Annotated in this window: 23 protein-coding genes and 1 tRNA gene; 7 read left to right on the top strand and 17 right to left on the bottom strand. The window is 65.8% G+C overall.

Annotated elements, in window-relative coordinates; translation table 11 throughout:
• Positions 1-74: 74 nt before the first annotated feature.
• The gene (locus QGN17_RS03795; RefSeq protein WP_281043187.1) at positions 75-647 is read right to left on the bottom strand and encodes a TetR family transcriptional regulator; all 573 of its coding nucleotides are present in this window, start codon (positions 645-647) and stop codon (positions 75-77) included.
• A 161-nt stretch (positions 648-808) separates the two neighbouring features.
• On the opposite strand from QGN17_RS03795, the gene QGN17_RS03800 reads away from it, so the two are divergent.
• Positions 809-1,474 carry an O-methyltransferase gene (locus QGN17_RS03800; protein ID WP_281043188.1) on the top strand — a complete coding sequence of 222 codons (666 nt, stop codon included), beginning with the start codon at positions 809-811 and terminating at the stop codon, positions 1,472-1,474.
• A gap of 46 nt (positions 1,475-1,520) precedes the next feature.
• Here QGN17_RS03800 and QGN17_RS03805 read toward each other — a convergent pair whose 3' ends face one another.
• Positions 1,521-3,503, bottom strand: coding sequence for a TonB-dependent receptor plug domain-containing protein (locus QGN17_RS03805; protein WP_281043189.1), 1,983 nt, complete (start codon positions 3,501-3,503; stop codon positions 1,521-1,523).
• A 237-nt stretch (positions 3,504-3,740) separates the two neighbouring features.
• Here QGN17_RS03805 and QGN17_RS03810 point away from each other — a divergent pair, with 237 nt between their 5' ends.
• Entirely contained in the window at positions 3,741-4,214 is a 474-nt protein-coding gene (locus QGN17_RS03810; RefSeq protein WP_281043190.1) for a hypothetical protein, read from the top strand.
• On the opposite strand, the gene QGN17_RS03815 is transcribed toward QGN17_RS03810, so the two are convergent.
• The gene (locus QGN17_RS03815) at positions 4,199-4,834 is read right to left on the bottom strand and encodes a TetR/AcrR family transcriptional regulator (RefSeq protein ID WP_281043191.1); all 636 of its coding nucleotides are present in this window, start codon (positions 4,832-4,834) and stop codon (positions 4,199-4,201) included. The two genes, QGN17_RS03810 and QGN17_RS03815, sit on opposite strands and share 16 nt — an antisense overlap.
• 120 nt (positions 4,835-4,954) lie before the next feature.
• Here QGN17_RS03815 and QGN17_RS03820 point away from each other — a divergent pair, with 120 nt between their 5' ends.
• The 3 genes from QGN17_RS03820 to QGN17_RS03830 are packed head-to-tail and all read left to right on the top strand — an operon-like array spanning position 4,955 to position 9,088.
• Positions 4,955-6,418 (top strand): efflux transporter outer membrane subunit, encoded by a 1,464-nt coding sequence (locus QGN17_RS03820; protein ID WP_313790150.1) that lies wholly within the window; start codon positions 4,955-4,957, stop codon positions 6,416-6,418.
• Complete coding sequence (locus tag QGN17_RS03825) at positions 6,411-7,541, top strand: HlyD family efflux transporter periplasmic adaptor subunit (protein ID WP_281043193.1); 1,131 nt, start codon at positions 6,411-6,413, stop codon at positions 7,539-7,541. The genes QGN17_RS03820 and QGN17_RS03825 overlap by 8 nt, the downstream gene beginning before the upstream one ends.
• A gap of 17 nt (positions 7,542-7,558) precedes the next feature.
• Positions 7,559-9,088: a DHA2 family efflux MFS transporter permease subunit gene (locus tag QGN17_RS03830; RefSeq protein ID WP_281043194.1), complete on the top strand. Its 1,530-nt coding sequence runs from the start codon at positions 7,559-7,561 to the stop codon at positions 9,086-9,088.
• Positions 9,089-9,106: 18 nt separating this feature from the next.
• Here the strand turns inward: QGN17_RS03830 and QGN17_RS03835 are convergent.
• The 6 genes from QGN17_RS03835 to QGN17_RS03860 all read right to left on the bottom strand — a co-directional run bounded on the left by QGN17_RS03835 (position 9,107) and on the right by QGN17_RS03860 (position 15,113).
• Positions 9,107-9,182 (bottom strand) — tRNA-Lys (locus QGN17_RS03835).
• Between the two features lie 96 nt (positions 9,183-9,278).
• A complete protein-coding gene (gene rodA, locus QGN17_RS03840) occupies positions 9,279-10,394 on the bottom strand; it encodes a rod shape-determining protein RodA (RefSeq protein ID WP_281043195.1) in 1,116 nt (371 codons plus the stop codon).
• The gene (gene mrdA, locus QGN17_RS03845; RefSeq protein WP_281043196.1) at positions 10,391-12,505 is read right to left on the bottom strand and encodes a penicillin-binding protein 2; all 2,115 of its coding nucleotides are present in this window, start codon (positions 12,503-12,505) and stop codon (positions 10,391-10,393) included. Before mrdA ends, rodA begins: the two co-directional genes overlap by 4 nt.
• A gap of 4 nt (positions 12,506-12,509) precedes the next feature.
• Positions 12,510-13,046, bottom strand: a complete 537-nt coding sequence (gene mreD / locus QGN17_RS03850; protein ID WP_281043197.1) for a rod shape-determining protein MreD — start codon at positions 13,044-13,046, stop codon at positions 12,510-12,512.
• Complete coding sequence (mreC, locus tag QGN17_RS03855; RefSeq protein ID WP_281043198.1) at positions 13,046-13,930, bottom strand: rod shape-determining protein MreC; 885 nt, start codon at positions 13,928-13,930, stop codon at positions 13,046-13,048. The genes mreD and mreC overlap by 1 nt, the downstream gene beginning before the upstream one ends.
• A gap of 139 nt (positions 13,931-14,069) precedes the next feature.
• Entirely contained in the window at positions 14,070-15,113 is a 1,044-nt protein-coding gene (locus tag QGN17_RS03860; RefSeq protein WP_281043199.1) for a rod shape-determining protein, read from the bottom strand.
• Positions 15,114-15,265: 152 nt separating this feature from the next.
• Here QGN17_RS03860 and mutL point away from each other — a divergent pair, with 152 nt between their 5' ends.
• Together mutL and QGN17_RS03870 are read left to right on the top strand one after the other, a co-directional pair.
• Positions 15,266-17,038: a DNA mismatch repair endonuclease MutL gene (gene mutL, locus QGN17_RS03865; protein WP_281043200.1), complete on the top strand. Its 1,773-nt coding sequence runs from the start codon at positions 15,266-15,268 to the stop codon at positions 17,036-17,038.
• 123 nt (positions 17,039-17,161) lie between these two features.
• Positions 17,162-17,470, top strand: coding sequence for a hypothetical protein (locus tag QGN17_RS03870; RefSeq protein WP_281043201.1), 309 nt, complete (start codon positions 17,162-17,164; stop codon positions 17,468-17,470).
• Positions 17,471-17,627: 157 nt separating this feature from the next.
• On the opposite strand, the gene QGN17_RS03875 is transcribed toward QGN17_RS03870, so the two are convergent.
• The 8 genes from QGN17_RS03875 to QGN17_RS03910 all read right to left on the bottom strand — a co-directional run bounded on the left by QGN17_RS03875 (position 17,628) and on the right by QGN17_RS03910 (position 25,089).
• The gene (locus QGN17_RS03875; protein WP_281043202.1) at positions 17,628-17,906 is read right to left on the bottom strand and encodes a hypothetical protein; all 279 of its coding nucleotides are present in this window, start codon (positions 17,904-17,906) and stop codon (positions 17,628-17,630) included.
• Positions 17,907-18,082: 176 nt separating this feature from the next.
• Entirely contained in the window at positions 18,083-19,621 is a 1,539-nt protein-coding gene (locus QGN17_RS03880; protein WP_281043203.1) for a 2-isopropylmalate synthase, read from the bottom strand.
• Positions 19,622-19,865: 244 nt separating this feature from the next.
• Positions 19,866-20,486 carry a YceI family protein gene (locus QGN17_RS03885; RefSeq protein ID WP_281043204.1) on the bottom strand — a complete coding sequence of 207 codons (621 nt, stop codon included), beginning with the start codon at positions 20,484-20,486 and terminating at the stop codon, positions 19,866-19,868.
• Positions 20,487-20,558: 72 nt separating this feature from the next.
• Positions 20,559-21,167 (bottom strand): YceI family protein, encoded by a 609-nt coding sequence (locus QGN17_RS03890; protein ID WP_281043205.1) that lies wholly within the window; start codon positions 21,165-21,167, stop codon positions 20,559-20,561.
• 241 nt (positions 21,168-21,408) lie between these two features.
• Positions 21,409-22,428, bottom strand: a complete 1,020-nt coding sequence (ilvC, locus tag QGN17_RS03895; protein WP_281043206.1) for a ketol-acid reductoisomerase — start codon at positions 22,426-22,428, stop codon at positions 21,409-21,411.
• 54 nt (positions 22,429-22,482) lie between these two features.
• A complete protein-coding gene (gene ilvN / locus QGN17_RS03900) occupies positions 22,483-22,998 on the bottom strand; it encodes an acetolactate synthase small subunit (RefSeq protein ID WP_110156212.1) in 516 nt (171 codons plus the stop codon).
• Between the two features lie 4 nt (positions 22,999-23,002).
• Positions 23,003-23,338: a hypothetical protein gene (locus QGN17_RS03905; RefSeq protein WP_281043208.1), complete on the bottom strand. Its 336-nt coding sequence runs from the start codon at positions 23,336-23,338 to the stop codon at positions 23,003-23,005.
• On the bottom strand, positions 23,338-25,089 hold the full coding sequence (locus tag QGN17_RS03910) for an acetolactate synthase 3 large subunit (protein ID WP_281043209.1): 1,752 nt from the start codon (positions 25,087-25,089) through the stop codon (positions 23,338-23,340). The genes QGN17_RS03905 and QGN17_RS03910 overlap by 1 nt, the downstream gene beginning before the upstream one ends.
• Positions 25,090-25,144: the final 55 nt, after the last annotated feature.

Genomic DNA, 25,144 nt, shown 5'->3' on the forward strand with positions numbered 1-25,144 from the left:
CAGAAAAATCGTGTTTCAGCGTCGATACCAAGCTGAAATGATTTCCCCGGTTGGCGGCGGCGCTGCTGCGCTCGCTAGGCTGTTTTCGCCATCTCGCGGTCGAGATAGGCGCAGAACATGTCCGCCAGCGCATCCGCATAGGCGGCGATCTGGTCCGGTTCGCGCGGGATGGAAGAGAAGTGGGTTCCGGCCGCCTTCAGCGTCGTCCGCGTGATGTCAGCCACGATCGATCGCGTCTCCTCGCTCGCTTGCGGCAGCAGATCGTGGATGAACGCGTGGAAGATCCGGCCGCTGGCGGCATGAATCTCCTGCGCCTCGGGCGCATCGCGATAGAGCGGTGCGGCATCGTCGAGCGCGCCCCGTATCTGTGCTTCCTCGCATTCCGATTGGATGAAGGCGTGGACCAGCTTTCGCAGTCGGACAAGCGGGGGTGCCGTGTCATCCTGCAAGATGTCTCCCAGCATCGCCGACGTGCTGCGCCATTCGTCGCTCTGCAGCCGGAACAGGATCGCGGCCTTGTTGGGGAAATATTGGTAGAGCGACCCGACACTCACCCCGGCACGCTCGGCGACGCGCGCGGTGGTGAAGCGCTGGGCGCCCTCGCTCGCCAGAACCTGAACAGCGGCATCCAGAATCGCCGAAACCAATTCGGTCGATCGCGCCTGGCGAGGCTGTTTTCGCGAGGAAACATGGGAAGTTTTGCGCGGTGCCACGATGGGTGCCCGGTAATGCGAATAGGAGATGCGACGAATTATTCGTATTTTTTCGGCGCGGGCAAGTCCGATCGCCCGCCCATCGGAGAAACCGGATGACCACCCTCGTCAGCGCCCCCGTGGCGCCCCTGCTCGATCGCCTGTTCGCGGAGGCCGAAGCAACACCCCCGTCCACCAGCCCTGCCTTCGCGTCCGTATCGTCGGACGAACGCCAGCGGCTGATGCGAAGCAAGGCCGATTATCGCGCGCTCTATGCGGCGCTCAAGGATTTCGCGCTGCCCGTGTCGCGGGATACCGGGCGCCTGCTCTACATCCTGGCGCGCGCCACGCAGGCGAAGGCGATCGTCGAGTTCGGCACCTCGTTCGGCCTGTCGACGCTGCATCTGGCATCGGCTTTGCGCGACAATGGCGGTGGCCGCCTGATTACCAGCGAGTTCGAGCCGTCCAAGCTGGCCACTGCCAAGGTGAATCTCGCCGAGGGCGGGTTGGCCGATCTGGTCGAGTTCCGCGAGGGCGACGCCCTGCAGACGCTCGCCACCGATCTGCCCGACCGGATCGATCTGGTGCTGCTCGATGGCGCCAAGGCGCTCTATGGCGACATTCTCGCATTGCTGGAGCCGCGTCTGCGCCCCGGCGCGGTGATCGTCGCCGACAATGCCGATTACTGCCCCGATTATCTGGAACATGTCGGCTCGCCGGCGAACGGTTACCTTACGATGCCCTTCACCGACGATGTCGAGCTGTCGATCCGGCTGGGCTGATCGCCTGACCGCCGCCGTGTCCCCAAGGGCACGGCGGCGGGGCGCCTCAGAAATTCGCGAAGCGGATCACGAAGCGGACGTTGCGGCCGGGCATGACCACCTCGTCCTTGTTGAGCGCGGTCGCCGCGCGTTGCACGTCGTTGGTCAGGTTCTGGCCGACGACGGCAAACTGGATGTTCGGATAGGCCTGGAATGGCCGCACCGCGATCTGCGCGCTCAGATCGTTGTAATGCGCCGTCGCCGTATCGAAATCGCCATAGTCGTTCTGCTTGCCGACATAGAGGTAGAGCAGGTTGGCATCGACCATCCTGCTCTTCCAAGTGAAGCCGCCGCCGATGCGGTAGGGCGGGATGCGCGGCACGTTGCCGCCCTGGCCCAGCGTCGCGCGGGTATAGTCGCCGAGCGCGTTGATCTCGAGGCTGGTGTCGTCACGCTTCAGGAGCGCGTAGGACGCCTTGCCCTCCAGCCCCCGGAAATGCGCGTTCTGCTGGCGGTAGAACAGCTCCTTGAGATCGCCGCCGTCGCCCTCCACGCAGGTGCCGTCATCGTCGCAGGTGCGGCCGGTGAGGTCGCCGTAGATGTAGTTGTGGAACCATGTGTAATAGGCGCTGCCCTCGAAGCGGAACTTGCCGCTGTCGACGCGGATCGTGCCCTCCAGGGAGTTCGCGCGTTCGATCTTCAGGTTCGGATCGCCCGTCTCGTAAGTGTTCGGGCCGTCATGGCCGCCGCGCGCGTAGAGTTCCGTCTGGCCGGGCGCCCGCCCGGTGCTCGACGCCGTGAGGCCGAGCTTCACGCCCGACGCCAGATCATAGAGCGCGCCGATCGAGCCGCTCACTGGCGTGAAGCGCGCCTTTGTGAATACGTCGGACTTCGGCGTGCCGTTGACTTGCGTATGCTCGACGCGGCCAGCCGCCTGCAGCTTCAGCGCGTTCGTCAGCGGCATTTCGGCGAAAATGTAGCCGGATTCGGTCTGGGTCAGCGTCGGGAAGAGATAGCTCGAATCCTCGCCGATCGCGGAGAAGCGGCGGCGCTGCACCTCGCTGCCGATCGCGAGGTTGGAGATCGGTCCGATCGCATTGAAGGTCAGCTCGGCGCGGCCGTCCCACTCCCGGTTCTTGAAGGTGGTGTCGACGGTGCCGTCGGGCTCGACCTCCTGATGCTGGTAGTCGGCATAGCTGCCCCAGAAATCGAGCTTCTTGAGGATGCCCGAACTGATGTCGATCGTGTCGCGGGTCAGCGCCTTGGTCTGGTGCATGACGATGTGCGTCGTGTCGCTCGGGATGCCGTAATTGGAATCGAAATGCGTGACGGCCGCGCCGAGCTGGCTGTCCCCGAAGAAGTAGGAGGCGCCGCCCGATACGCCGTCGCCGTGGAAATAGCTGTTCTGCTGGGTGCCGAGCGGCGTGTCGTAATCGCTGGTGTAACGATAGAAGGCGTCGGCATGCAGCGCGAAGCCGCCGCCCGCATTCACGTCCGCCAGGCCTGACACCTCGGCGCCGTTGTTGACCGTATTGTAGCTGCTATTGATCTCGCCCTGCACGGTCTGCGTCGGCAGGGCGAGCGGCACGCGGTTGTTCAGCACGTTGACCACGCCGCCGATCGCTTGGCTGCCGTAGCGCAGCGTCGACGGGCCTCGCACCACCTCGATGCTCTGGGCCGAGAGCGGATCGACCGGCACGCCGTGATCGGGGCCGATGTCCGACACGTCGGATACGCTCGTGCCGTCTTCCAGCAGACGGACGCGGGTGGCGTCCATGCCGCGGATGATCGGGCGGCTGGCGCCCGAGGCGAATTCGGTCGCGGAGATGCCCGGCACGCTCTTCAGCGAATCCGCGATATTGTCGCCGCCGGTCGCGAGGATCTGGCTGCGATCGACCCTGGCGACGATCGTCGGCGTGTCGGTGCCGAACGGCGAGGCGGTGACGACGATCGCGGGCGCTGCGGCGGGGGGCGATGCCGCGTCCTGCGCGGCGGCCATGGCGGGGACGAGCGCGACGACAGCCGCGCCCAGCAGATAGTGGGATCGCATGATATTGCTCCGTGAACCTTGGGTCGGGCGCCGATGCCGTGCGGCGACGCCCGGAGAGGCGTGAGCGCCTTTGTTATGATGTCGGTGGGTTCAGGAAAGGAACGGTGGGCCTCGACCGAGCCAGGCATGTGACCGGTAGCGCCGCGCCCACGGGATGAGTGACGAGGCCACGGCACTGGCCACTATGACGGCCGGCACTTTGAGCGCAGGCGGTGCCGAGGAAAGCAGGTGGGCGGCTTGCGCCAGTTCCAGACAGAACGGGCAGATGGCCGGATCGCGCCCGAGACCAGTGGCGGCCGCAATTCCGGAGTGGGAGGCCGCACGAGCGACTACGGCGTCCGACCCAGCTTCCAGCGGGTGTACGTGCGTCTCGATGGCGAGGCTTTGCCAAGCGAGCGTCAGCAGCAGGATCAGCGTCGGGATAAGCCTGCGAGCCAGCGGACGGCCGAGCCGATGGGCCGGTTTCCGTTGGGCGACGCGCGCTACACACTGGAAAGTTCGACTGTTCACCGATGCCCTGATGGATTGGAACCAGCACGCCGCTTCGCGCTGTTGCAAATTCGTTATGTTATAATATCTCGTCCGACAAGCGGGCTTTTTGACGGCCAGGTGATAGTCGTCGGGTCTGTGGCCGATGCGCCACGCATTCCCTTGGTCGGTCCCGCCTTGGGCGGAGCCGTCGCTGCCGACGCGGATCAGTCCGGCCGGTAGCACCGCAGGAAGGTGGCAGCGATCCGCACGGCCTCGCGGCGGACCTCCTCTTCGTCGCGTTGTTCGATGCCCCAGAGCAGACGCTGGGGATAGCCGCCCGCGCACAGACTGAGGAAGGTGCCGGCTGCCTCACCCGGATCGTCGCGGCGCAGCGCCCCTGTTTCCATATGGATCGAGAGGTATTCGGCCAGAAGGATCCGGCTTCGTCCGGGCGCGCGATCGTAGAAGATGCGCCCGATCTCCGGAAAGCGCTCGACCTCGCTGATGATCAGCCGCTGGAGCGCCAACGCATCGGGCAGGGTTATGCGGGAGATGAATTTCTCCCCGAAGCCGACCAGTACGGTGTCGATGGGGAGCGTCGGGTCGAGCAGCGCGCTCATCAGTGCGCGGAAGGTGACCGTCGCGGAATCGAGCACGGCGGCGAACAATTCCTCCTTCGAGGCGAAATAGCTCCACAACGTGCCCTTGGAGCCGCCCAGATCGGCGGCGATGCCTGACATCGTCGTACGGTCGTAGCCATTCTCCAGGAAAGCGCGGGTCGCCAGTTCGATGATCGCAGCCCGCCGCTCGGCCTTGCGCGTCTCGCGGCGACCTGGGGGAGGCGTTTCGGTACTCGTCATGAATTCGTACTATAGAGTACGGTTTTAGATTGACAAGCGATTTGGGCAGGCCCAGAGAAAAACCGTACTTCATGGTACGGAGATTCGATCATGCATCTCGCGGGTATTCCTCGGGCGCCGTTGCGCGCGGCTGCCCTGTCACTGCTGCTGTCCGGATGCGTGGCGGTTCCGAAGCTGGGGCCGCGCCCGGACGTTCGCTCCGCGCAGAGTTTCGCCGCCGGGCGGAGCCTCGCGCCGAACGCCGGGTCGGATGCGACCTGGCCGGGGGGCGACTGGTGGCAGGGCTATAACGATCCGCAGCTCACGGCGCTGATCGGGGAGGGGCTTGCCGGCGCGCCGGACATAGCGGCGGCTGTCGCGCGGCTCCATCAGGCGGATGGGTATCGCCAGCAGGCGGGCGCGGCGTTGCTGCCGCGGATCGACGGTTCCGGCTCGGTCGGCGGTGCCAAGCAGAGCGGGCGAACCGGAATACCGTTGCCCCCGTCACTGGGGGGCTGGAGGGACACCGCCAGCGCCTCGTTCGATTTCAGCTTCGATCTGGATCTTTGGGGCAAGAACCGCGCGAACCTGCGTGCCGCGACATCCGATGCGCAGGCCGCGGCTGTGGACGTCGCCGAGGCGCGCCTGCTCCTTTCGACCAATATCGCGAGCGCCTATGCCGATCTGGCGCGCTATTATGCGGAACGCGACGTCGAGGTGAACGCGGTGCAACTGCGGCTCGATACGCAGAAGCTGGTCGCCAACCGCGTCGCCATCGGGCTCGATACCAAGGCCGAGCTCAAGCAGGCCGATTCCGCCGTTCCCGCCGAGCGGGCGCAGCTTTCCGCGATCGAGGAGTCGATCGCGCTCACGAAGAACAGGATCGCCGCCTTGCTGGGGGCCGGGCCGGATCGCGGGCTGACCATCCAGCGGCCGACGCTGAGCTTCGCCGCGCGCACCGTGCCGGCGGACGTCACCACCGATCTGATCGGCCGTCGGCCCGATGTCGTTTCGGCGCGGGCGCGTGTGGAATCGAGTGCCGAGCGGATCAAGGCGGCACGGGCCGATTTCTATCCCTCGGTCAGCCTGTCGGGGCTGATCGGCGTCCAGTCGCTCGGCATCTCCAACCTGTTCCTGTCGGGAAGCAGCTACGGCAATGCGGGCGCGGCGGTAAGCCTGCCGATCTTCCATGGCGGCGAGATCAAGGGCAAGTATCGGGTCGCGCGCGGCACCTATGACGAGGCTGTCGCCACCTATGACGGCACCGTCGCGGGCGCATTTCACGATGTCGCCGACGCGGTGACAAGCCAGTCCAAACTCGCCGAGCAACTCTCGCAATCGCGCCAGTCGCTGTCCGACGCGCGGGATGCCTATGACATCGCCCGCCAGCGCTACGAAGGCGGGTTGTCCGATTACCTGACCGTGCTGACCGCGCAGAACAGCGTGCTGACCGAGCAGAGGATCGTCGTCGATCTGGAGGCGCGTGCCTTCACGCTCGACGTCGCGCTCGTCAAGGCACTCGGCGGCGGCGCTGTCGCACCCGTTCCACCCCCCACTTCCAGCGCCGATGCCGGCGCCGTTTCCTCGGAGACCCATCATGGCTGAGGCCGATCCCACGCATGACGTTGTCGCTCCTTCCAGGCCGGGCAATCCGAAACGTCGCAAGGCCTTGCTCGGCATCGGTGGCGCGGTGCTGCTCGCCGGTGTCGGCTATGGCGGCTGGTATGCCGTCGTCGGCAGCCATCACGTCAGTACCGACAATGCCTATGTCGGTGCCGACACGGCCCAGGTAACGCCGATGGTCGCGGGGCAGGTGGCGCAGGTGCTGGTGTCCGACGCGCAGACCGTGAAGCGCGGCGATGTGCTCGTCCGTATCGACGATAGTGACGCGCGGATTGCGCTCGCCGATGCGGAGGCGGCCCTCGCCAAGGCGAAGCGCCAGTTCGGCCAGACCAGTGCGACGGGCACCTCGCTCGCCTCCACGCTGGCCGCCAAGGATCAGGCGATCGCGGGCGCGCAGGCGCAGCTTTCGTCGGCGCAGGCCGCTTTGCAGAAGGCTTCGATCGATCTCGATCGCCGCAAGAAATTGGCACCAAGCGGGGCCGTTTCCGCCGACGAACTGACCTCGGCGATCAATTCCTACGCAGCAGCCAAAGGCAGCGCCGACAATGCCCGTGCCGCGCTCCAGCAGGCGATCTCCGCGAAGAATGCCGCCAGGGGCGATCTCGCCGCCAACCAGGCGCTCATCAACGGGACCACGGTCGTTACCAGTCCGGACGTGCAGGCGGCGCAGGCGAAGGTCGATCAGGCGCGCCTCGATCTGTCGCGCACTGTGATCCGCGCGCCGGTCGACGGCGTCGTCACCAACCGCAACGTGCAGGTCGGCCAGCGTCTGGCGCAGGGAGCGGCGATCATGAAGGTCGTGCCGATCCGCCAGCTTTACGTCGATGCCAATTTCAAGGAAGGGCAGCTTGCCCATGTCGTACCCGGACAGAAGGTGGAGATCACTTCGGATCTCTATGGGTCGGGCGTGGTCTATCACGGCACTGTGGTGGGTTTCTCGGGCGGCACCGGATCGGCCTTCGCGCTGATCCCGGCGCAGAACGCCACGGGCAACTGGATCAAGATCGTCCAGCGCCTGCCGGTCCGCATCCGCCTCGATCCGCGTGAGCTCGATGCCCACCCGCTGCGCGTCGGCCTGTCGATGGACGCCGATATCCATATCTGAACCCGGAGGCCGCCGAGATGGACAGCCCGCAGGAGAAACCCGTCACGCTGAGCGGGGCGCCCTTGCTGCTCGCCGCGCTTGCGCTGGCGCTCAGCAACTTCATGGTGGTTCTGGATACCACCATCGCCAACGTCTCGGTGCCGCACATATCGGGCGGCATCGGCGTGTCGCCCGATCAGGGCACTTGGGTGATTACCTCCTATTCGGTGGCGGAGGCGGTGTGCGTGCCGCTCACCGGTTTCCTGACGGCGCGGTTCGGCAGCGTGAAATTGTTCATCGCGGCACTGATAGGCTTCGCCTGCTTCTCGATGCTGTGCGGCATGTCGACCTCGCTCGGCGAGATCGTGCTGTTCCGGCTGGGGCAGGGCTTCTGTGGCGGCCCGCTGATGCCGCTGACCCAGACGCTGCTGATGCGCGTGTTCCCCAGGGAGAAGCACGGGCAGGCGCTGGCGCTCTGGTCGATGACCACCGTTACCGCGCCGATCCTCGGGCCGATCCTCGGCGGCGTGCTGAGCGACGATGCGTCGTGGCACTGGATCTTCTTCATTAACCTGCCGGTGGCAGCAGCCTGCATCGCGGGTGCGTGGATGCTGCTCCGCCCCGTCGAGACGGCGCTGAAGCCCGCACGGATCGACGCCATGGGCCTTGCACTGATGGTGCTGTGGATCGCCGCGCTGCAGGTGATGCTCGATCTCGGCCACGATCGCGACTGGTTCCACAGCAGCTTCATCGCAAGCCTCGCGGTGATCGCCGTAATCGGCTTCGCCGTGTTCTGCGCCTGGGAATTGACCGAGGCGCATCCGGCAGTCGATCTGCGCGTATTCCGCCATCGCGGCTTCTCGGCGAGCGTGGTGGCGCTGGCTTTCGCCTTCGGGACGTTCTTCACCTCGGCGGTGATCATCCCGCAGTGGCTGCAGGGTTCGCTCGGCTACACCGCGACCTGGGCGGGCTATGCGACCGCCTTCACCGGCGTATCGGCCGTCATCGTCTCGCCGATCGTCGGCAAGCTCTCCACGAAGATCGATCCGCGCAAGCTGGTGAGCTTCGGCATCCTCTGGTTGGGCGCGACGACATTGTTGCGCACGCATTGGAACAGCGAGGCAGATTTCTGGTCGCTCGCGATCCCGCAATTGCTGCAGGGTGTGGGGCTGCCCTTCTTCTTCATCCCGATCACCAGCATCGGGCTGGCGGCCGTGGACGAGGAGGAACTGGCGTCGGCCGCCGGCCTGATGAGTTTCCTGCGGACCATGGCAGCGGCGATCGGCACCTCGATCTCCACCACGGCGTGGGATAACGACACGCGCATCGCCCGCAGCGAGCTGGTGTCGAAGCTCAACAGCAACGACGTGGCGACGACTCTTCAAGGGCAGGGTTTCGGCATCGATCAGGTGCGCGGGATGATCGAGCAGCTCGTCAACGGAGAGGCGACGTCGCTCGCCACCAATCACATCTTCCTCGTGTCGGCGATCGTCTTCCTGTTCGCCGCCGCCCTGATCTGGGTCGCGCCGAAGCCGGGCCGGAAAGTCGCGCCGGGCAGCGCGCATTGACGGAAAAATGGAAGGGGGTGGTGGACGCACTTGGGCTCGAACCAAGGACCCGCTGATTAAGAGTCAGCTGCTCTACCAACTGAGCTATGCGTCCACACAGCGGAAGTGACCGTCGCCGGTCCTCGTTGGGAGGCGGCCAAGTAGCAATCGAATCGGGGGCTGTAAACCGCCTTTTTGTGCCCCTGCGAAATTATCCGAAGGCGCCGCCCGAACGGCGCTGTCCGCGGTCGATCGCCATCAGCAGACCGAGGATGATCAGCACCGTCATCACCGCCGATCCGCCGTAGGAGAACAGCGGCAACGGCACGCCGACGACGGGCGCGAGGCCCATCACCATCATCAGGTTCACCGCGACATAGAAGAAGATCGTGGTGGCGAGGCCGGCTGCCGTCAGCCGCGCGAAACGGGTTTCCGCGCGCTGCGCCACGCCCATTCCCCACCACACGACCAGCAGATAGGCCAGGATCAGCAGCACCCCACCGATCAGCCCCCATTCCTCCGACATCGTGGCGAAGACGAAGTCGGTCTGTCCCTCGGGCAAATAATCGAGATGGCTCTGGGTGCCGTTGAGGAACCCCTTGCCGAAGATGCCGCCCGATCCGATCGCGATCTTGGACTGGGTGATGTGATAGCCCTTGCCGAGCGGATCGAGATCGGGATCGAGGAAGATCAGCACGCGGTTGCGCTGATAATCGTGGAGCATCCCCCAGGCAGCAGCGCCGAGCGGGATGGTCGCGAGCGCGCCGCCGACGAACAGCCGCAGCGGCAGGCCGGCGAGGAACATCGTCACGATGCCCCCCGCCGTCACCATTGTCGCGGTGCCGAGATCGGGCTGGATCATGATCAGTGCCGCCGGCACGCCGATGAGCAGCATCGCCGGCCAGATCGCCGTCCAGCGCCGTATCTCGCCCGCGGGCAGAAGATCGTAGAAGCGCGCGAGGGTCAGCACGATCAGCGGCTTCATCAGTTCGGAGGGCTGGAGCCGGATGATGCCGAGGTTGAGCCATCGCTGGCTGCCACCCGCCACCTTGCCGAGCAGCTCGGTCGCGACCAGCGCGATGCAGAGGATCACATAGGCGGGCGCGACCGCCTGCTTGATCTGCTCCTCGCGCAGTCGCGAGATCGCGATGGAGAGACCGAGGAACAGGCAGAAGCGCGTGCCCTGGCCAAGCGCCCACGGCTCGAGACTGCCGCCGGCCGCCGAATAGAGCACGGTCAGCCCGAAGAAGGTGATGCCGATCACCGTCAACAGCACGCGCCAGGGAAGCTGCGCGAGCGGAGCAGGAACGAGCGAATTGCGGATCATTCGGGCGACCCCTCATTGCCGACGCTTGCACCCGTGCGGGGCGGCGTGCCGGCCTGCGTGTTTTCCGGCGCCTCGTCCGGCGGTGCCACGGCGGTGGCGACCGAGCTGTCCGGTGGTTGCGTGGCGTTGGCCTGCGCACCCATGTCGCCCTCATCGGGCGGTGCGCCCTGCGGCTGGGCGAGCGCGGCCTGCTTGGCGGCCCAGTCGGCCTTCTCGCGCGCCATGCGCGTTGCGATATCGCCGCCCCAGCCGGCCTGCATCTTGGCGAGCGTATCGAGCGCGCGCTGCTTGTCGTACAGATAGGTGAAGGCATCGCGCGCGACGCCCGCCGCGAAGGTGCCGTGCCCGGCATGTTCCATGATGAAGCCCGCCGCATAACGGGGCTGATCGACCGGTGCGAACGCGATGAACAGGCCATGATCGCGCAGTCGCCATTCGCCTTGGGTGCCGAGCGCAACGGCACGGCCCGCCGCGCGATCCGCCATGCTGATGCGGCGGACCTGCGCGGAGCCGGTCTTGCCGCCCATCGCGATGCCGGGCACCTGCATCCGGGCGCTGTTGGCGGTGCCGCCGGGGCCGACGACGGCACCCATCGCGGCGCGAACGATGGCGAGATGCTCGTCCGACACGCCCAGCGGCTGGGGCGGCATGTCGGAATGGCGATGGACGATGCGCGGTATGAGCGCCTTGCCGCTCGCGATCCGCGCCGCCGCGACCGCGATCTGCAGCGGATTTACCAGCGTGTAGCCCTGCCCGATCGAGGAATTCAGCGTGTCGCTGACCGTCCAGGCCTTGTGATATTTGTGCTCCTTCCAGGCCGGGTCCGGAACGGTGCCGTAGCGCTGGGAGGAGAAGGGCAGGGGGAATTTCTCGCCAAATCCGAGCCGTTTGAGCATCGCCGCGATCGTCGTCGTTCCCACCCGGCGCGACATTTCGTAGAAATAGACGTCGCAACTCTGTTCGACCGCCCGGTGCATGTCGATCGCGCCGTGGCCCTGGTGCCGCCAGCAGTGGAAATAGCTGTTGCCGACGCGGTACTGACCCGTGCACACGACATGATCGTCGGGCGAGACACCGGCTTCCAGAAAGGCCAGCGCGTTCAGTGGTTTGATGGTCGATCCGGATGGATAGAGACCCTGGAGCGTCTTGTTGACCAGCGGCAGATGGTCGTTGTCCGACAGCATGTTCCATTCATCGTGGCTGATGCCGCGCGAAAAACTGTTGGGGTCGTAGGCCGGCATCGAGACCATCGCGAGGATGTCTCCGGTCGCGCAGTCGATCACCGCACCCGAACCGGACTGATCGCCCATCCGCTCCGCGATATAATCCTGCAGCCCGGCGTCGATGGTAAGCTGGAGCGTCTCTCCGGGTGTCTCGGGGCGCGCCGGCAGTTCGCGCACCAGCTTGCCGCGCGCGGTGACCTCGGAAGGCTTGGCGCCCGGCTGGCCGCGCAGGAAGTGGTCGAAGGTCTTTTCCAGCCCCTGCTTGCCGATCTTGAAGCCCGGCGTAATCAGAAGCGGGTTCTTGTCCTTCTTGTAGTCCTCGGCGGAGGCGGAGCCGACATAGCCGATCAGATGCGCCACCGCCGGCCCGGTCGGGTAATAGCGCGAGAATCCGCGGGCTGGCACCACGCCAGGCAGATCGGGCAGGCGCAGATTGACCTGCGCGAAATGCTCGTAATCCAGATCCTCCGCCACCTGTACCGGCTGGAAGCCCGCCGCCTTGGGAAGATTGTCCTGCAGCCGCTCGATGTCCTCGGGTGCGAGCTGGAGAAGGTTCTGGAGCAGTTCGATCTCGCGCTTGGGATCGTCGAGCAGATCGGGGATCAGATCGACGCGGAAGTCCGACCGGTTGATCGCGATCGGCTGTCCGGCCCGATCGACGATCCAGCCGCGGCGCGGGGGGATCAGGGTGGACCGGGCGCGATTGCTTTCGGCGAGCGCGGCATATTTGTCGTGTTCGAACACCGTCAGCCACGCCATGCGGCCGGCGAGCGTCAGGCCGACGGCGCCCTGCGCGACACCGACGAACAAGGCCCGCCGGCTGAACGAGAAGCTCTGATGGGCTTCGGTGACGAGGCGCCCGGCGCGGCGGCCGTTGCCGAACTTCATGGCATCAATCCTGCGCGCGGATCTTGCCGATCGCCAGCCGCCAGCGGTCGAGACGCGCGCACAGTCGCCCGATGATCGGGAAGCACAGGATGGAGATGGCGAGCTGGGGCAGGATCAGGCGGACCGGCGTCGCGCCACCCGTCCAGCAGGCGATCGCCCAGCCGGCAAGCATCGCGAAAGCGATGGCGATCGCGGCGAGCAGCCATTCCTGCCAATAGTCGCGCCAGAGCAAGCGTCCCTCAACAAGATCGGCGAGCAACAGGCACGCCGTCCACGTCACCATCCCCGTTCCCAGCGTCTGCCCCGTCAGCAGGTCATCCGCAAGGCCAAGCGGCAGGCCGACCCACGCCGCCCAGATTTCCGGACGCAGGAGACGCCACGCCAGCAGCATCAGCAGGCCCAGCGGCGGCCACGTCGGGGAGAGCGCGACGGTGGGAACGAGCGATGTCGCGGAACCGAGCAGCGTCGAGATGATCGGCACCACCTGCGCGCGGATCTCGATTGCGCGGGTGGGGGGGGCGGAGCTGGTCGGCGCGCGCATCAGGGTTTGGTGGACTTGGCCGGCTCGGGCGGGGGCGGCAGGCCGGCGAAAGGCTGTTCGACCATCGCGTAATCCAGCTGCGCCGGATTGGCGAGCGGCCAGCCGATCGCGACGTCGCCATCCTTGCGCAGGATCACGGCGACCGGCACGTCGGGCGGATAGAGGCCGCCGGTGCCCGATGTCAGCACGATGTCGCCGCGATTGAAGGGATTGCCACCGGCGCCGAGCGGGCGGATCTCGATCGATCCGTCACCGCGTCCTGCGGCGAGGGCGGGCGCTCCACCGCGCGCGAGGCGGACGGGAACGACACTGGCGCTGTCGGTGATCAGCAGGACGCGCGACGCGATCATGCCGGCATCGACGACGCGGCCGACGAGACCCTCCGGCGAGCGCACCGGCTGCCCCGGCCGCACGCCCTGCGCGGCGCCGGCATCCAGCGTCGCGTAACGGCGGCTGCTGACCCCTGTCGAGCCGACGATCCGCGCCACCGCGATCGATCCGTTGCGGTTCTCGACCAGCTTGAGCATCCGCCGCAGCCGCTCGTTCTCGAGCGCCAGGATGCGAGCGCGGACCAAGGCGGCGCGGTCGCTGTCCAGTTCTTTCGCCATCGCGACATTCTTGGAGCCGGCGTAGAAATAGGCGCCGATCCCATCGACCACGCTACCTGCGCTGCGCACCACCCCCCGCGCCGCGCCGGAGATCGGCGCGGTGGTGTCGAGCGCGGCGCCCTTGATCGTGCCGAAGCCGGTTGGATCGAAATGCGCGGCCACGACCAGCCCGAGGCCGACGAGGATGCCCGTCACCGCGATCACGTAGCTGAAGAACAGCCCGTATTGCGCGCGCCGGGAGAAACCGGGCCGCTTGTTGCGGGACGGGGCCTTCATGATGCGATACCGCCGGACACAGACAATCCGTTCGCCCTGAGCTTGTCGAAGGGCTGCCTTTCTCTTTTCAAGAAGGAAGGACAGTGCCTCGACAAGCTCAGCACGAACGGGTTGCTCAAGGGTGCCTCTGTAGGATGCCTCAGGCGGTCAGCAGGACGCCGCGATAGACCGGCTCCTCGAGCGCACGGCCGGTGCCGAGCGCCACGCAGGTGAGCGGATCGTCCGCGATGGTGACAGGCAGGCCGGTCTCGTCGCGCAGCACCTCGTCGATGCCCTGCAGCAGCGCCCCGCCGCCGGTCAGCACGATGCCCTGATCGACGATGTCGGCGGCGAGTTCCGGTGCGGTATTCTCCAGCGCGATGCGCACGCCCTCGACGATCGTGCCGACCGGCTCGGCCAGTGCGTCGGCGATCTGGCCCTGGTTGATGGTGATCTCCTTGGGCACGCCGTTGACGAGGTCGCGGCCCTTGATGTGGATCGTCTCGCCGATGCCGTCAGTGGGCATCTTGGCGATGCCGACCTCCTTTTTGATACGCTCGGCCGTGGCCTCGCCGATCAGCAGATTGTGGTTGCGGCGGACGTAGGAGGCGATCGCCTCGTCCATCTTATCGCCGCCGACGCGCACCGAGGTGGTGTAGGCGAGGCCGCGCAGCGACAGCACCGCGACTTCGGTGGTGCCGCCGCCGATATCGACGACCATCGAGCCGACCGGCTCGGTGACGGGCATGTCGGCGCCGATCGCGGCGGCCATCGGCTCCTCGATCAGGAAGACCTGCGACGCACCGGCGTTCGAGGCGGCGTCACGGATCGCGCGGCGTTCGACCGAGGTGGAACCCGACGGCACGCAGATCACGATCTCCGGGAAGCGCCAGGCGCGCATCTTGCCGCCGTGCACCTTGTGGATGAAGTGCTTGATCATCTGCTCGGCGACGTCGATGTCGGCGATCACGCCGTCACGAAGCGGGCGGATCGCCTCGATCGTGCCGGGCGTCTTGCCCATCATCAGCTTGGCGTCCTCGCCGACCGCGCGGACCTTCTTGACGCCCTGGATGGTCTCGATCGCGACCACCGATGGCTCGTTCAGAACGATGCCCCGCCCACGCAGATAGACCAGCGTATTGGCAGTCCCGAGATCGATCGCCATGTCGTGCGACATGAATTTGAAGAAACGACTGAACAACATCGCGTGCCCGCTCTCGCCCACATTGCGCCGGCCTCGCCCGTCCAGGCCGGCATGATCCGGATGCACCGCTCCCACCGCCCCCGAAAAGCGGCTGAAAAACCTCTGATCGCAAGTGGTCGCGGAAGGCCGTCGCTTGGGCTAGGACTTGTCCCATGTCAATACGCCGCCTCCCCGAACATCTGATCAACCGTATCGCCGCAGGCGAGGTGGTAGAAAGGCCGGCCAGTGCGTTGAAGGAACTGGTCGAAAACGCCATCGACGCGGGCGCCACGCGCATCGCGGTGACGTTGGGGGATGGGGGCCTTTCGCACATCGAAGTCGCCGATGACGGTTGCGGCATGACGTCATCGGAAATGGCGCTCGCGCTGGAGCGTCACGCCACCTCCAAACTGCCGGACGATGCGATCGAGGCGGTCGAAACGCTCGGTTTTCGCGGCGAGGCGCTGCCCTCGATCGCGAGCGTCGCGCGGCTGACGATCGAAAGTCGCGTCAAGGGCGCGGACGGCTGGCGGCGAATCGTGGACAATGGCGTGGTCGTGGCCGAGGGGCCGGCCGCCTTGCCGCCCGGCACGCGGGTGCGGATGGAGGCGTTGTTCGAGCGGGTGCCGGCACGGCGCAAGTTCCTGCGCTCGTCCCGTTCCGAATATGCCGCCTGCGTCGATGTCGTGAAGCGGCTGGCGATGTCGCGCCCGGAGGTGGGCTTCACGCTGGAGCATGATGGGCGGCGGGTGCTGTCGGTGCCGCCCGGCGAGAGCGAGCCGCAGCGCGTCGCGGCGCTCACCGATCGGGAACTGGCCGGCAACAGTGTTGTGCTCGATCATGTCCGTGGCGAGGCGCGTCTGGAAGGCGTTGCCGGCCTGCCGACCTTCAATCGGGGTGTCGCGGACCACCAATATCTCTTCGTCAACGGCCGGCCTGTTCGCGATCGCCTGCTCGTCGGTGCCGTGCGGGCCGCCTATCAGGAAATGCTGGCGCGGGACCGGCATCCGGTGGTGGCGCTGTTCATCACGCTTCCGGGCAGCGAGGTGGACGTCAACGTCCATCCGGCCAAGACCGAGGTGCGCTTCCGCGAGCCGGCGCTGATCCGGGGGCTGATCGTGGGTGGCCTGCGCGCCGCACTCGATGCGGCCGGCCATCGCAGTGTCCAGCGGCCGGCGGAGGATGCGCTGGCGGCTTGGCAATCGGAGCCGATAGCGCCGGTCTCTCCGGCTCTGCCGCTGCCGTTCGAGCAGCGCCAATATGGCGTGTGGGATTCTCGCCCGAATTTCGCAGCGTCACCGGCGATCGCACCCGCGCCGCAGGGCAGGGCGGAGATCGCCGTCGCGGCCCCGCCGGCGGCGATCGAGCACCCGCTCGGTGTCGCGCGCGGGCAGGTGGCGGCGACCTATATCGTGGCCGAGGCGGAGGATGGCCTCGTCCTCGTCGATCAGCACGCTGCGCATGAACGCCTTGTGCTGGAGCGGATGCGCCGTGCCATGGCGGAAGGTGGCGTTGCGAGTCAGGCGCTGCTGTTGCCGGAGGTGGTCGAACTGGACGAGGCGGGCTGCGACAGGCTGGAGACCCGGCTGGAGGAGCTGGCGGCGATGGGATTGGAGTTGGATCGCTTCGGCCCACGCGCGATGCTGGTCCGCGCGGTTCCGGCGATGCTGGGTCGAACAGACGTGCGCGGCCTCGTGACCGATCTTGCCGACGAACTCGCCGCTTATGACGAGGCGTTGAGCCTGCGCGAGAAGCTGGATGCAGTCGCCGGCACCATGGCCTGCCACGGTTCGGTGCGGGCCGGGCGCGTGCTGTCGGTCGCCGAGATGAACGCCCTGCTTCGCGAGATGGAGGTCACGCCTCATTCCGGGCAGTGCAACCATGGTCGCCCGACCTGGGTGAAGCTCGGTCACAACGACATAGAAAAATTATTCGGTAGAAAATAGAACGGTTTTGAGAGCCTTGAGCCCTGCTCGATGTAGGTCGGGCTGTCGGTGTCGAGGGACGCGCCCCGTTGTAGTCATTGGAGATGCCGGATAGCCATCTAAAGGTCGTGATCGGGGGACTTTATGATCAAGGGTTTTTCGGCGGCACTTTTCCTAGCACTCGCCGTTGGCGCAGAAGCAACTGTGCCCCAGATGCCTATTGCCGAAGGCCCCTTTGAAAGCGTCATGCTGGCAACGCAGGCGGCCCGAAATTGCGGGTTCAGCGAACTTCGCGTCAACGTGCGACCTAAACAGACGCAATTGTATATTGATGGAGTGATGCCATCAGAGGAAGTTCAACAGTGCTTCGAATCTTGGATGACTCCGCGAGGAAAGAAGTTGAAATTCTCTCCTCGGTGGTGGAACGATAATTTCACACGCGATCGGCCATAAACGACTGCTTTCTGCCAAAATCGGGCGTTCAGCGGTCGTATATGGCAAGACTATAGCGAATCACGGCCATAACGGCATCGGCAGTCGCCTGGCAGAAATCAAAAAGCCTCGCCCGCAGATCGTGCGGACGAGGCTTTCCCGATCAAAGTCGAAGCCCTTATTCGGGGCTGGTCGACTTGTGATTGCTGTCGAACGCACCGGCGGCGGCGGCAATGCCGACGCCCGCGGCGCCAGCACCGGCCACGAGGGCGATCGTGCCGGTCTGCGTCATGTCCGAACGCTTACCCTTGGACGCGCCATTGATGCGCGCGCCGGCCACGACATTCGTGGTCGGAGCGGCAGCAACGGTACCCGTCGACGGACGAACGGCCGCGATGCCCGACTGGGCTGCAAGCCCGGCAACGGCAAGAACCGCCACCCACTTCGCTGAGATCATAATCAGCTCCCTTTTTATGCGGCATATATTGCACCGCATTGTGGCTATAACAGAGAATTCGCTCGCGAGAAGCTAGCGATTTCGACTATTTGGCTCTCAAATGCTTCAAGTCGGCTGTTTCAATTTTGCAACGCAGCGCTGCTTGATCCCCGCAACCCCTGCTCGAACGAGCAGAGTCAGCTGGCGATCGCGTCCGGCGCCCGCTTGCCGCGCTTGACCAGCATCTTGTTAAGCGCGTTGGTATAGGCGCGGACGCTGGCCACCATCGTGTCGTGATGCGCGCCGGTACCGCGCGTGGTGCGGCCGTTTTCGGACAGGACCACGGAGACCTCGGCCTGTGCATCGGTGCCGCCGGTGACGGCGTGAACTTCGTAGCGGTCGAGCATCGACTGCTCGTGCGGCACGATTTCGCGAATGGCGTTGAACAAGGCGTCGACCGGGCCATTGCCGCGCGTCGCCGCCGTTTTTTCCACGCCATCGACCTCCAGCGTCAGGATCGCGCGGGCCGGACCGGTGCCGCAGTGGATCTCCACCTCCTTCACCTGAATGGAATCGTGTCCGCGCAGCACCTCGTCGTCGACCAACGCGACAATATCTTCGTCGAACACAGCCTTCTTGGCGTCGGCCAGCGCCTTGAAGCGCACGAAGGCATCCTGAAAGGCGTTGTCGCCCAGTTCGTAGCCCAGCGCCTCCAGCTTGGAGCGGAAGGCGGCACGGCCCGAATGCTTGCCCATCACCAGATTGGACGTCGAGACGCCGACGCTCTCGGGTGTCATGATCTCGTAGGTGGACGAATCCTTGAGCATCCCGTCCTGGTGGATGCCGCTTTCGTGCGCGAAGGCGTTGGCGCCGACGATCGCCTTGTTCGGCTGTACCTGGAAGCCTGTGACCGCCTGCACCAGCCGGCTCGACTTCATGATCTCGGTGGAGACGACGTTGGTGCGCACCGGCATCACGTCGTGGCGCACCTTGATCGCCATCGCGATCTCCTCGACCGAGGCGTTACCGGCACGCTCGCCGATGCCGTTGATCGTCGATTCCACCTGCCGCGCACCCGCCATCACCGCCGCGAGGCTGTTGGCGACGGCGAGGCCCAGATCGTTGTGGCAGTGCGTGGAGAACACTGCTTTGTCCGCATTCGGAACGCGGTTGATCATGTCCTTGAACATCGCGCCGTAAGTCTCGGGCGTCGCGTAGCCGACCGTATCGGGCAGGTTGATCGTGCGCGCGCCGCATTTGATCGCGGTCTCGATCGCGCGGGCGAGGAAATCCGGATCGGAACGGGTGGCGTCCTCGGCCGACCATTCCACGTCCTCGCACAGATTGCGCGCGTGCGAGACGGTGCGTTCGATCTGCTGCATCACCTCTTCGGGCGACTTGTTCAGCTTTACCCGCATGTGCAGCGGCGAAGTGGCGATGAAGGTGTGGATACGGGGGCGGCGGGCGTGCTTGACCGCATCCCACGCGCGATCGATGTCACCGATCGCGGCACGGGCGAGGCTGGCGATCACGGCCTTGTCGGCCTGCTTGGCCACTTCGCTGACAGCCTCGAAATCGCCCTCTGAGGCGATCGCAAAGCCGGCCTCGATGATGTCGACGCCCATCGCCTCAAGCTGGGCGGCGACCTTCAGTTTCTCTTCCAGGTTCATCGAGCAGCCGGGGGACTGCTCGCCGTCTCGCAGCGTGGTGTCGAAGATCAGGATGGTATCGGTCATGTCTGCCACTCCGGTGCGCCAAGTCTCGCGGCGCGGAAATCGTCTGTGAACCCGGCATATCGGCGGGCGGCGATCTGTCCCCTCAGGCGCGGCGCAGGTTCCGGACCCGCGCGGAAACGACACGCCTCAGGGGCGCGTAAGTCGAAGCAGGGGAAGGCGGATCACCGCGGACATGTGCGAGCCTTTGTGGCAGGCCCCGTCGAATGTCCAGCAATTTCGTGCGCGGCGTGGCGTTATACGCGCATCATTGCTGCTCGAACGCCGCCGCGATCGTAATCTGCACCTGATCCGAAACGAGCGGCACGCCGCCGCCGATGCCATATTCGCTGCGGTTGATCGCGGTTCGTGCGTCGAAGCCGAGCGACTGCCCCTTGCCCATCAGGCTCTTGCCGGCGCCGTGCAGCTTCACCGTCATCTGCACGGGATGCGTCTGGCCGTGGAGGGTGAGGTTGCCGTTGACCAGCACCTTCCCGTCAGGCCCGAGCAGCACGCTGGTCGAGGAGAAGGTGGCGTTGGGCCAATGCTGCACGTCGAAGAACTTTGTGCCGATCAACTCGTCGTTGAGTTCCTTGCTGGTGGTGTAGATCGAATCGATCGGGATCGAGACCTCCAGCCTGGTCGCGCCCAGATTCTTCGGATCGAGCTTCAGCGTGCCCGATACATTGGAGAAGAACCCGCGAAAGATCGAGAAGCCGAGATGATCGAGCGCGAACATCACCTGCGTGTGGCTCGGCTCGATCGCGTAGGTGCCGGCGACGATACCAGCCGGATCGGGCTTGCCGGGCGGTGCGGAGGGCAGCTTCATCGGCGGCTGGGCAGTGGCGGGTGAGAGGGCGAGCAGGGCGGCAAGGGCAAGCAAGCGCATCGATCGGCTCCGGACACGAGAACGGGCCGCACGCTCGCGCGCCGGCCCGTTCCTGTCAAATCCGGAGAACTGTTACTGCTTCTCGAACGCGCCGGCGATGGTCAGCTCGACATGATCGGAGACGACGGGGACGTATTTTGTCACGCCGAAATCGCTGCGATTGAAGCCCATCCGGGCGTCGAAGCCGACGGTCAGGGCCTTGTCCATCGGGTTGGTACCGGCACCATGGAAATGGACCTGCATACGCGCTGCCTTGGTGACGCCGTGGATAGTGAGGTTGCCGTCGACCAGCGCGGTGTTGTTCGGGCCAACCGTGATCGCTGTCGAGACGAAGGTGGCGTTCGGGAACTGGGCCGCGTCGAACCAGTCGGCCGAAACCAGTTCTTCGTTGAGCTTGGGGTTGCTCGTCTGCACCGAGGCGATCGGGATGCTCACCGAAAGCTGGGCTTTCGTCGGGTTGGCGGGATCGAGCGCGAGCGTGCCGGAAGCGCCGGTGAACACGCCCCGGAAGATCGAGAAGCCCATGTGATCGACGGCGAAACCCACCTGCGTGTGGTTGGGCTCGACCTTGTAGGTGCCGGCGGTGACGCGCGCAGTTTCCGGAGCCCCCGGAATGGCGGGCGCCTGCGAAATGGCGGGAACGGCGGCGAGCAGGGCGATGGCAGGCAGGAAGGCGCGCATGCGGGGGAAACCTCCGGTGAATGGAGGCTCGTTTCTAGCGCGCCACCGGCGTTCGCCTAGCGAGACAAACTTGGCGGAAACGTTCGATAGAGTTGAAAAGCAAAAAGCCCCTCCCTTTCAAGAGAGGGGACGGGGTGTGTGGTGGGTCGCGATACGGTGATCGAGCCGATTGAGGCTAATTTCACGCGTGCCAATACCTACCCTCAAACCCCCTCCCCAAGAGGGAGGGGGCTTCGACAGTTCAGTTCTTGTCCTTGTCGACCAGCGCGCCCTTGCCAATCCACGGCATCATGGCGCGCAGCTTGGCGCCGGTCTGCTCGATCGGGTGGGCGGCGGCCTGCTTGCGGGCGGCCTTCAGCTCCGGCTGGCCGGCGCGGTTGTCGAGGACGAAGTTCTTGACGAACCGGCCGCCCTGGATGTCGGCGAGGACGCGCTTCATCTCGGCCTTGGTCTCGGCCGTGATGATCCGCGGGCCGGTGGTGATGTCGCCATATTCGGCGGTGTTGCTGATCGAGTAGCGCATGTTGGCGATGCCGCCCTCATACATCAGGTCGACGATCAGCTTCACTTCGTGGAGGCACTCGAAATAGGCCATTTCCGGGGCGTAGCCGGCCTCGGTCAGCGTCTCGAAGCCCGCCTGGATCAGGTGGGTCAGGCCGCCGCACAGCACCGCCTGCTCGCCGAACAGATCGGTCTCGCATTCCTCGCGGAAGTTGGTCTCGATGATGCCCGAGCGGCCGCCGCCGATCGCCGAGGCGTAGGACAGCGCCACGTCCTGCGCGTTGCCAGAGGCGTCCTGATGGATCGCGATCAGGCAGGGCACGCCGCCGCCGCGGACATATTCGGAGCGGACGGTGTGGCCCGGGCCCTTGGGCGCGACCATGATCACGTCGATTGTCGACTTGGGCTCGATCAGGCCGAAATGGACGTTGAGGCCGTGGGCGAAGGCGATGGTGGCGCCATCGCGGATGTTGGGCGCGATGTCGTCGGCATAGATCTGCGCCTGATGTTCGTCCGGTGCGAGGATCATGATGATGTCGGCCCAGGCGGAGGCCTCGGCGGTGGACATCACCTTGAAGCCGGCGCCCTCGGCCTTCTTGGCGGTCGCCGAGCCGGCGCGCAGCGCGATCACCACCTCGCCGACGCCGCTGTCGCGCAGGTTCTGCGCATGGGCGTGGCCCTGCGAACCGTAGCCGACGATCGCGACCTTCTTCTGCTTGATCAGGCCGGCATCGGCATCGGCATCATAATAAACGCGCATTCTCAAGTCCCCTTTCGGATGGGATGGGCCGCGTGGGCGGCCAAGGGTGTGGGTTCAGGCGGCCTCTCGTCCGCGAGCCATGGCGGCGACGCCGGTGCGGGCGACCTCGACGAGCCCGACCTCCCGCATCAGCTCGCAGAATTTGTCGATTTTCTCAGGATTTCCGGTAACTTCGAAGACGAAGCTCGCAATCGTGCTGTCCACCACGCGGGCGCGGTAGACCTCGGCGAGGCGCAGCGCCTCGATGCGGTGATCGCCGGTGCCGGCCACCTTCACCAGCGCCATCTCGCGCTCGATGTGGGGGCCGAGATCGCTGAGGTCGGTCACGCGATGCACCGGCACCAGTCGGTCGAGTTGGGCGATGATCTGGTCGATCATCTCGGGCACGCCATAGGTGACGATGGTGATGCGGCTGACCGCGTGATCCTCGGTGATGTCGGCCACCGTCAGCGAGGCGATGTTGTAGCCGCGCGCGGTGAACATGCCGGCGATCCGCGCGAGGATGCCCGCCTCGTTGTCGACGACGATCGACAGGGTATGCCGCTCGGCGGCCTGTTCCTTGATGTGCATGGGATCAGTCTTTCTCGGGCGCGAGCAGGACGTTGCCGACCATCGCGAAATGCCAGTAGAGGCGGCCGCCTTCCTCCTTGCGGGGATATTGGATGTTCACGGCGGTAAAGCCGAAACCATCCAGTACCTTGGAGACCGTTTCTCCGGCGTAGCGGGAGGAAATCTTGATCTTGTCGAACTCGTCGTCGCCGATCTGGGCTGGGCGATCGAGATGGACCACCCAGTCCGAATAAGCCGGCGTCGCCTGCGCGGTCCAGCCGGTCAGGTCCGGGTTGCCGCCGTTGAGCCGCCCGAAATCGAACGGCTCGGCGACATGCACAATGAGGCGCATCTTCGGCATCAGACGAGCGCCTTCGCCTCGTCGGTCGCTTCACCGACCACTTCTTCGGCGTGGAGGATCATGTCGGTGTGCGCCGCGCCCGACGGGATCATCGGGAAGCAGTTGGCGAGTTGCGCGACGCGGCAATCGACCATCACCGGGCCGGGCGTATTCAGCATCGCCTCGATGCCGCCGTCGAGGTCGCCGGGCTGCTCGATGCGCAGGCCGGTCCAGCCGAAGCTCTCCGCCAGTTTCACGAAGTCCGGCAGGGCCTCGCTGTAGCTCTCCGAATAGCGGGACGCATAGATCAGCTCCTGCCACTGGCGGACCATCCCCATATACATGTTGTTGAGGATGAAGATCTTGATCGGCAGGCGATATTGCGCGGCGGTGGACATCTCCTGGATGTTCATCAGCACCGAAGCGTCGCCCGACAGGCCGATCACCAGCCGGTCCGGATTGCCGACCTGCGCGCCGATCGCGGCGGGCAGGCCATAGCCCATCGTGCCGAGCCCGCCCGAGGTCAGCCAGCGGTTCGGGTCTTGGAAATGGAAATGCTGGGCCGCCCACATCTGGTGCTGGCCGACTTCCGTGGTGACGATCGGATCCTTGTCCTTCGTCATCTCCCAGATGCGCTGGATCGCCTTCTGCGGCATGATCTCGTGGTCGGACGCCGGGAAGGCCAGCGACTGGCGCGCGCGCCAGCCCTCGATGCGCCGCCACCATTCACCGAGATCGGCCTTCTCGTGGCCACGCGCCTTCCACGCCGCGATCATGTCCGCCAGCGCCGAGCCGACGTCGGCGACGACGGGCAGGTCGACGCGGACATTCTTGTTGATCGACGAGCGGTCGATATCGACGTGAATCTTGCGGCTCTCGGGCGAGAAGGCATCCAGCCGCCCGGTCACGCGATCGTCGAAGCGGGCGCCGAGGCAGAGGATCAGGTCCGCCTTGTTCATCGCCATGTTCGCTTCGTAGGTGCCGTGCATGCCCAGCATCCCGAGCCACGCATCGTCCGCCGCCGGAAAGGCGCCGAGTCCCATCAGCGTCGAGGTGACCGGGGCACCGGTCAGCGCCTGCAGCTCGCGCAGCAACGTGGAGGCGTAGGGACCAGCGTTGATGATGCCGCCGCCAGTGTAGAGGATCGGTCGCTCCGCCGCCGCCAGCATCTCGACCGCCGCTTCGATGGCGGAGGCATCGGCCTTCACCTGCGGGCGATAGGTCTTGTGCTGGAGCGGGCCGGTCGGTTTGGTGTAGCTGGCTGAGGCGATCTGCACGTCCTTGGGCAGATCGATCACGACCGGGCCGGGGCGGCCCGAGGTCGCGATGTGGAACGCCTCGTGGACGATCGCGCCGAGGCTTGCCGGATCCTTCACCAGATAATTGTGCTTGGTGCAGTGGCGGGTGATGCCGACCGTGTCCGCTTCCTGAAAGGCATCGGTGCCGATCAGTTGCGTCGGCACCTGGCCGGTGATGACGACCAGCGGGATCGAATCCATCAGCGCGTCGGCCAGGCCGGTGACGACGTTGGTCGCGCCCGGCCCGGAGGTGACGAGGACGACGCCCGGCTTGCCGGTGGAGCGGGCATAACCCTCCGCCGCATGGGCCGCGCCGCCTTCCTGGCGAACGAGGATGTGGCGGATCTTCGCCTGCTTGAAGATCGCGTCGTAGATCGGAAGTACCGCGCCGCCCGGATAGCCGAACACGACCTCCACGCCGAGGTCCGTCAGGGCCTGGACGAGGATATCGGCTCCGCTTCGTTCGGTCGTCATGGTGAATCACCTCAAAGATTACGCGCCCGCCGCATAGCAGCATCGCGGGAGGGGC

Source organism: Sphingomonas oryzagri (genome assembly GCF_029906645.1).
Taxonomy (GTDB): domain Bacteria; phylum Pseudomonadota; class Alphaproteobacteria; order Sphingomonadales; family Sphingomonadaceae; genus Solisphingomonas; species Solisphingomonas oryzagri.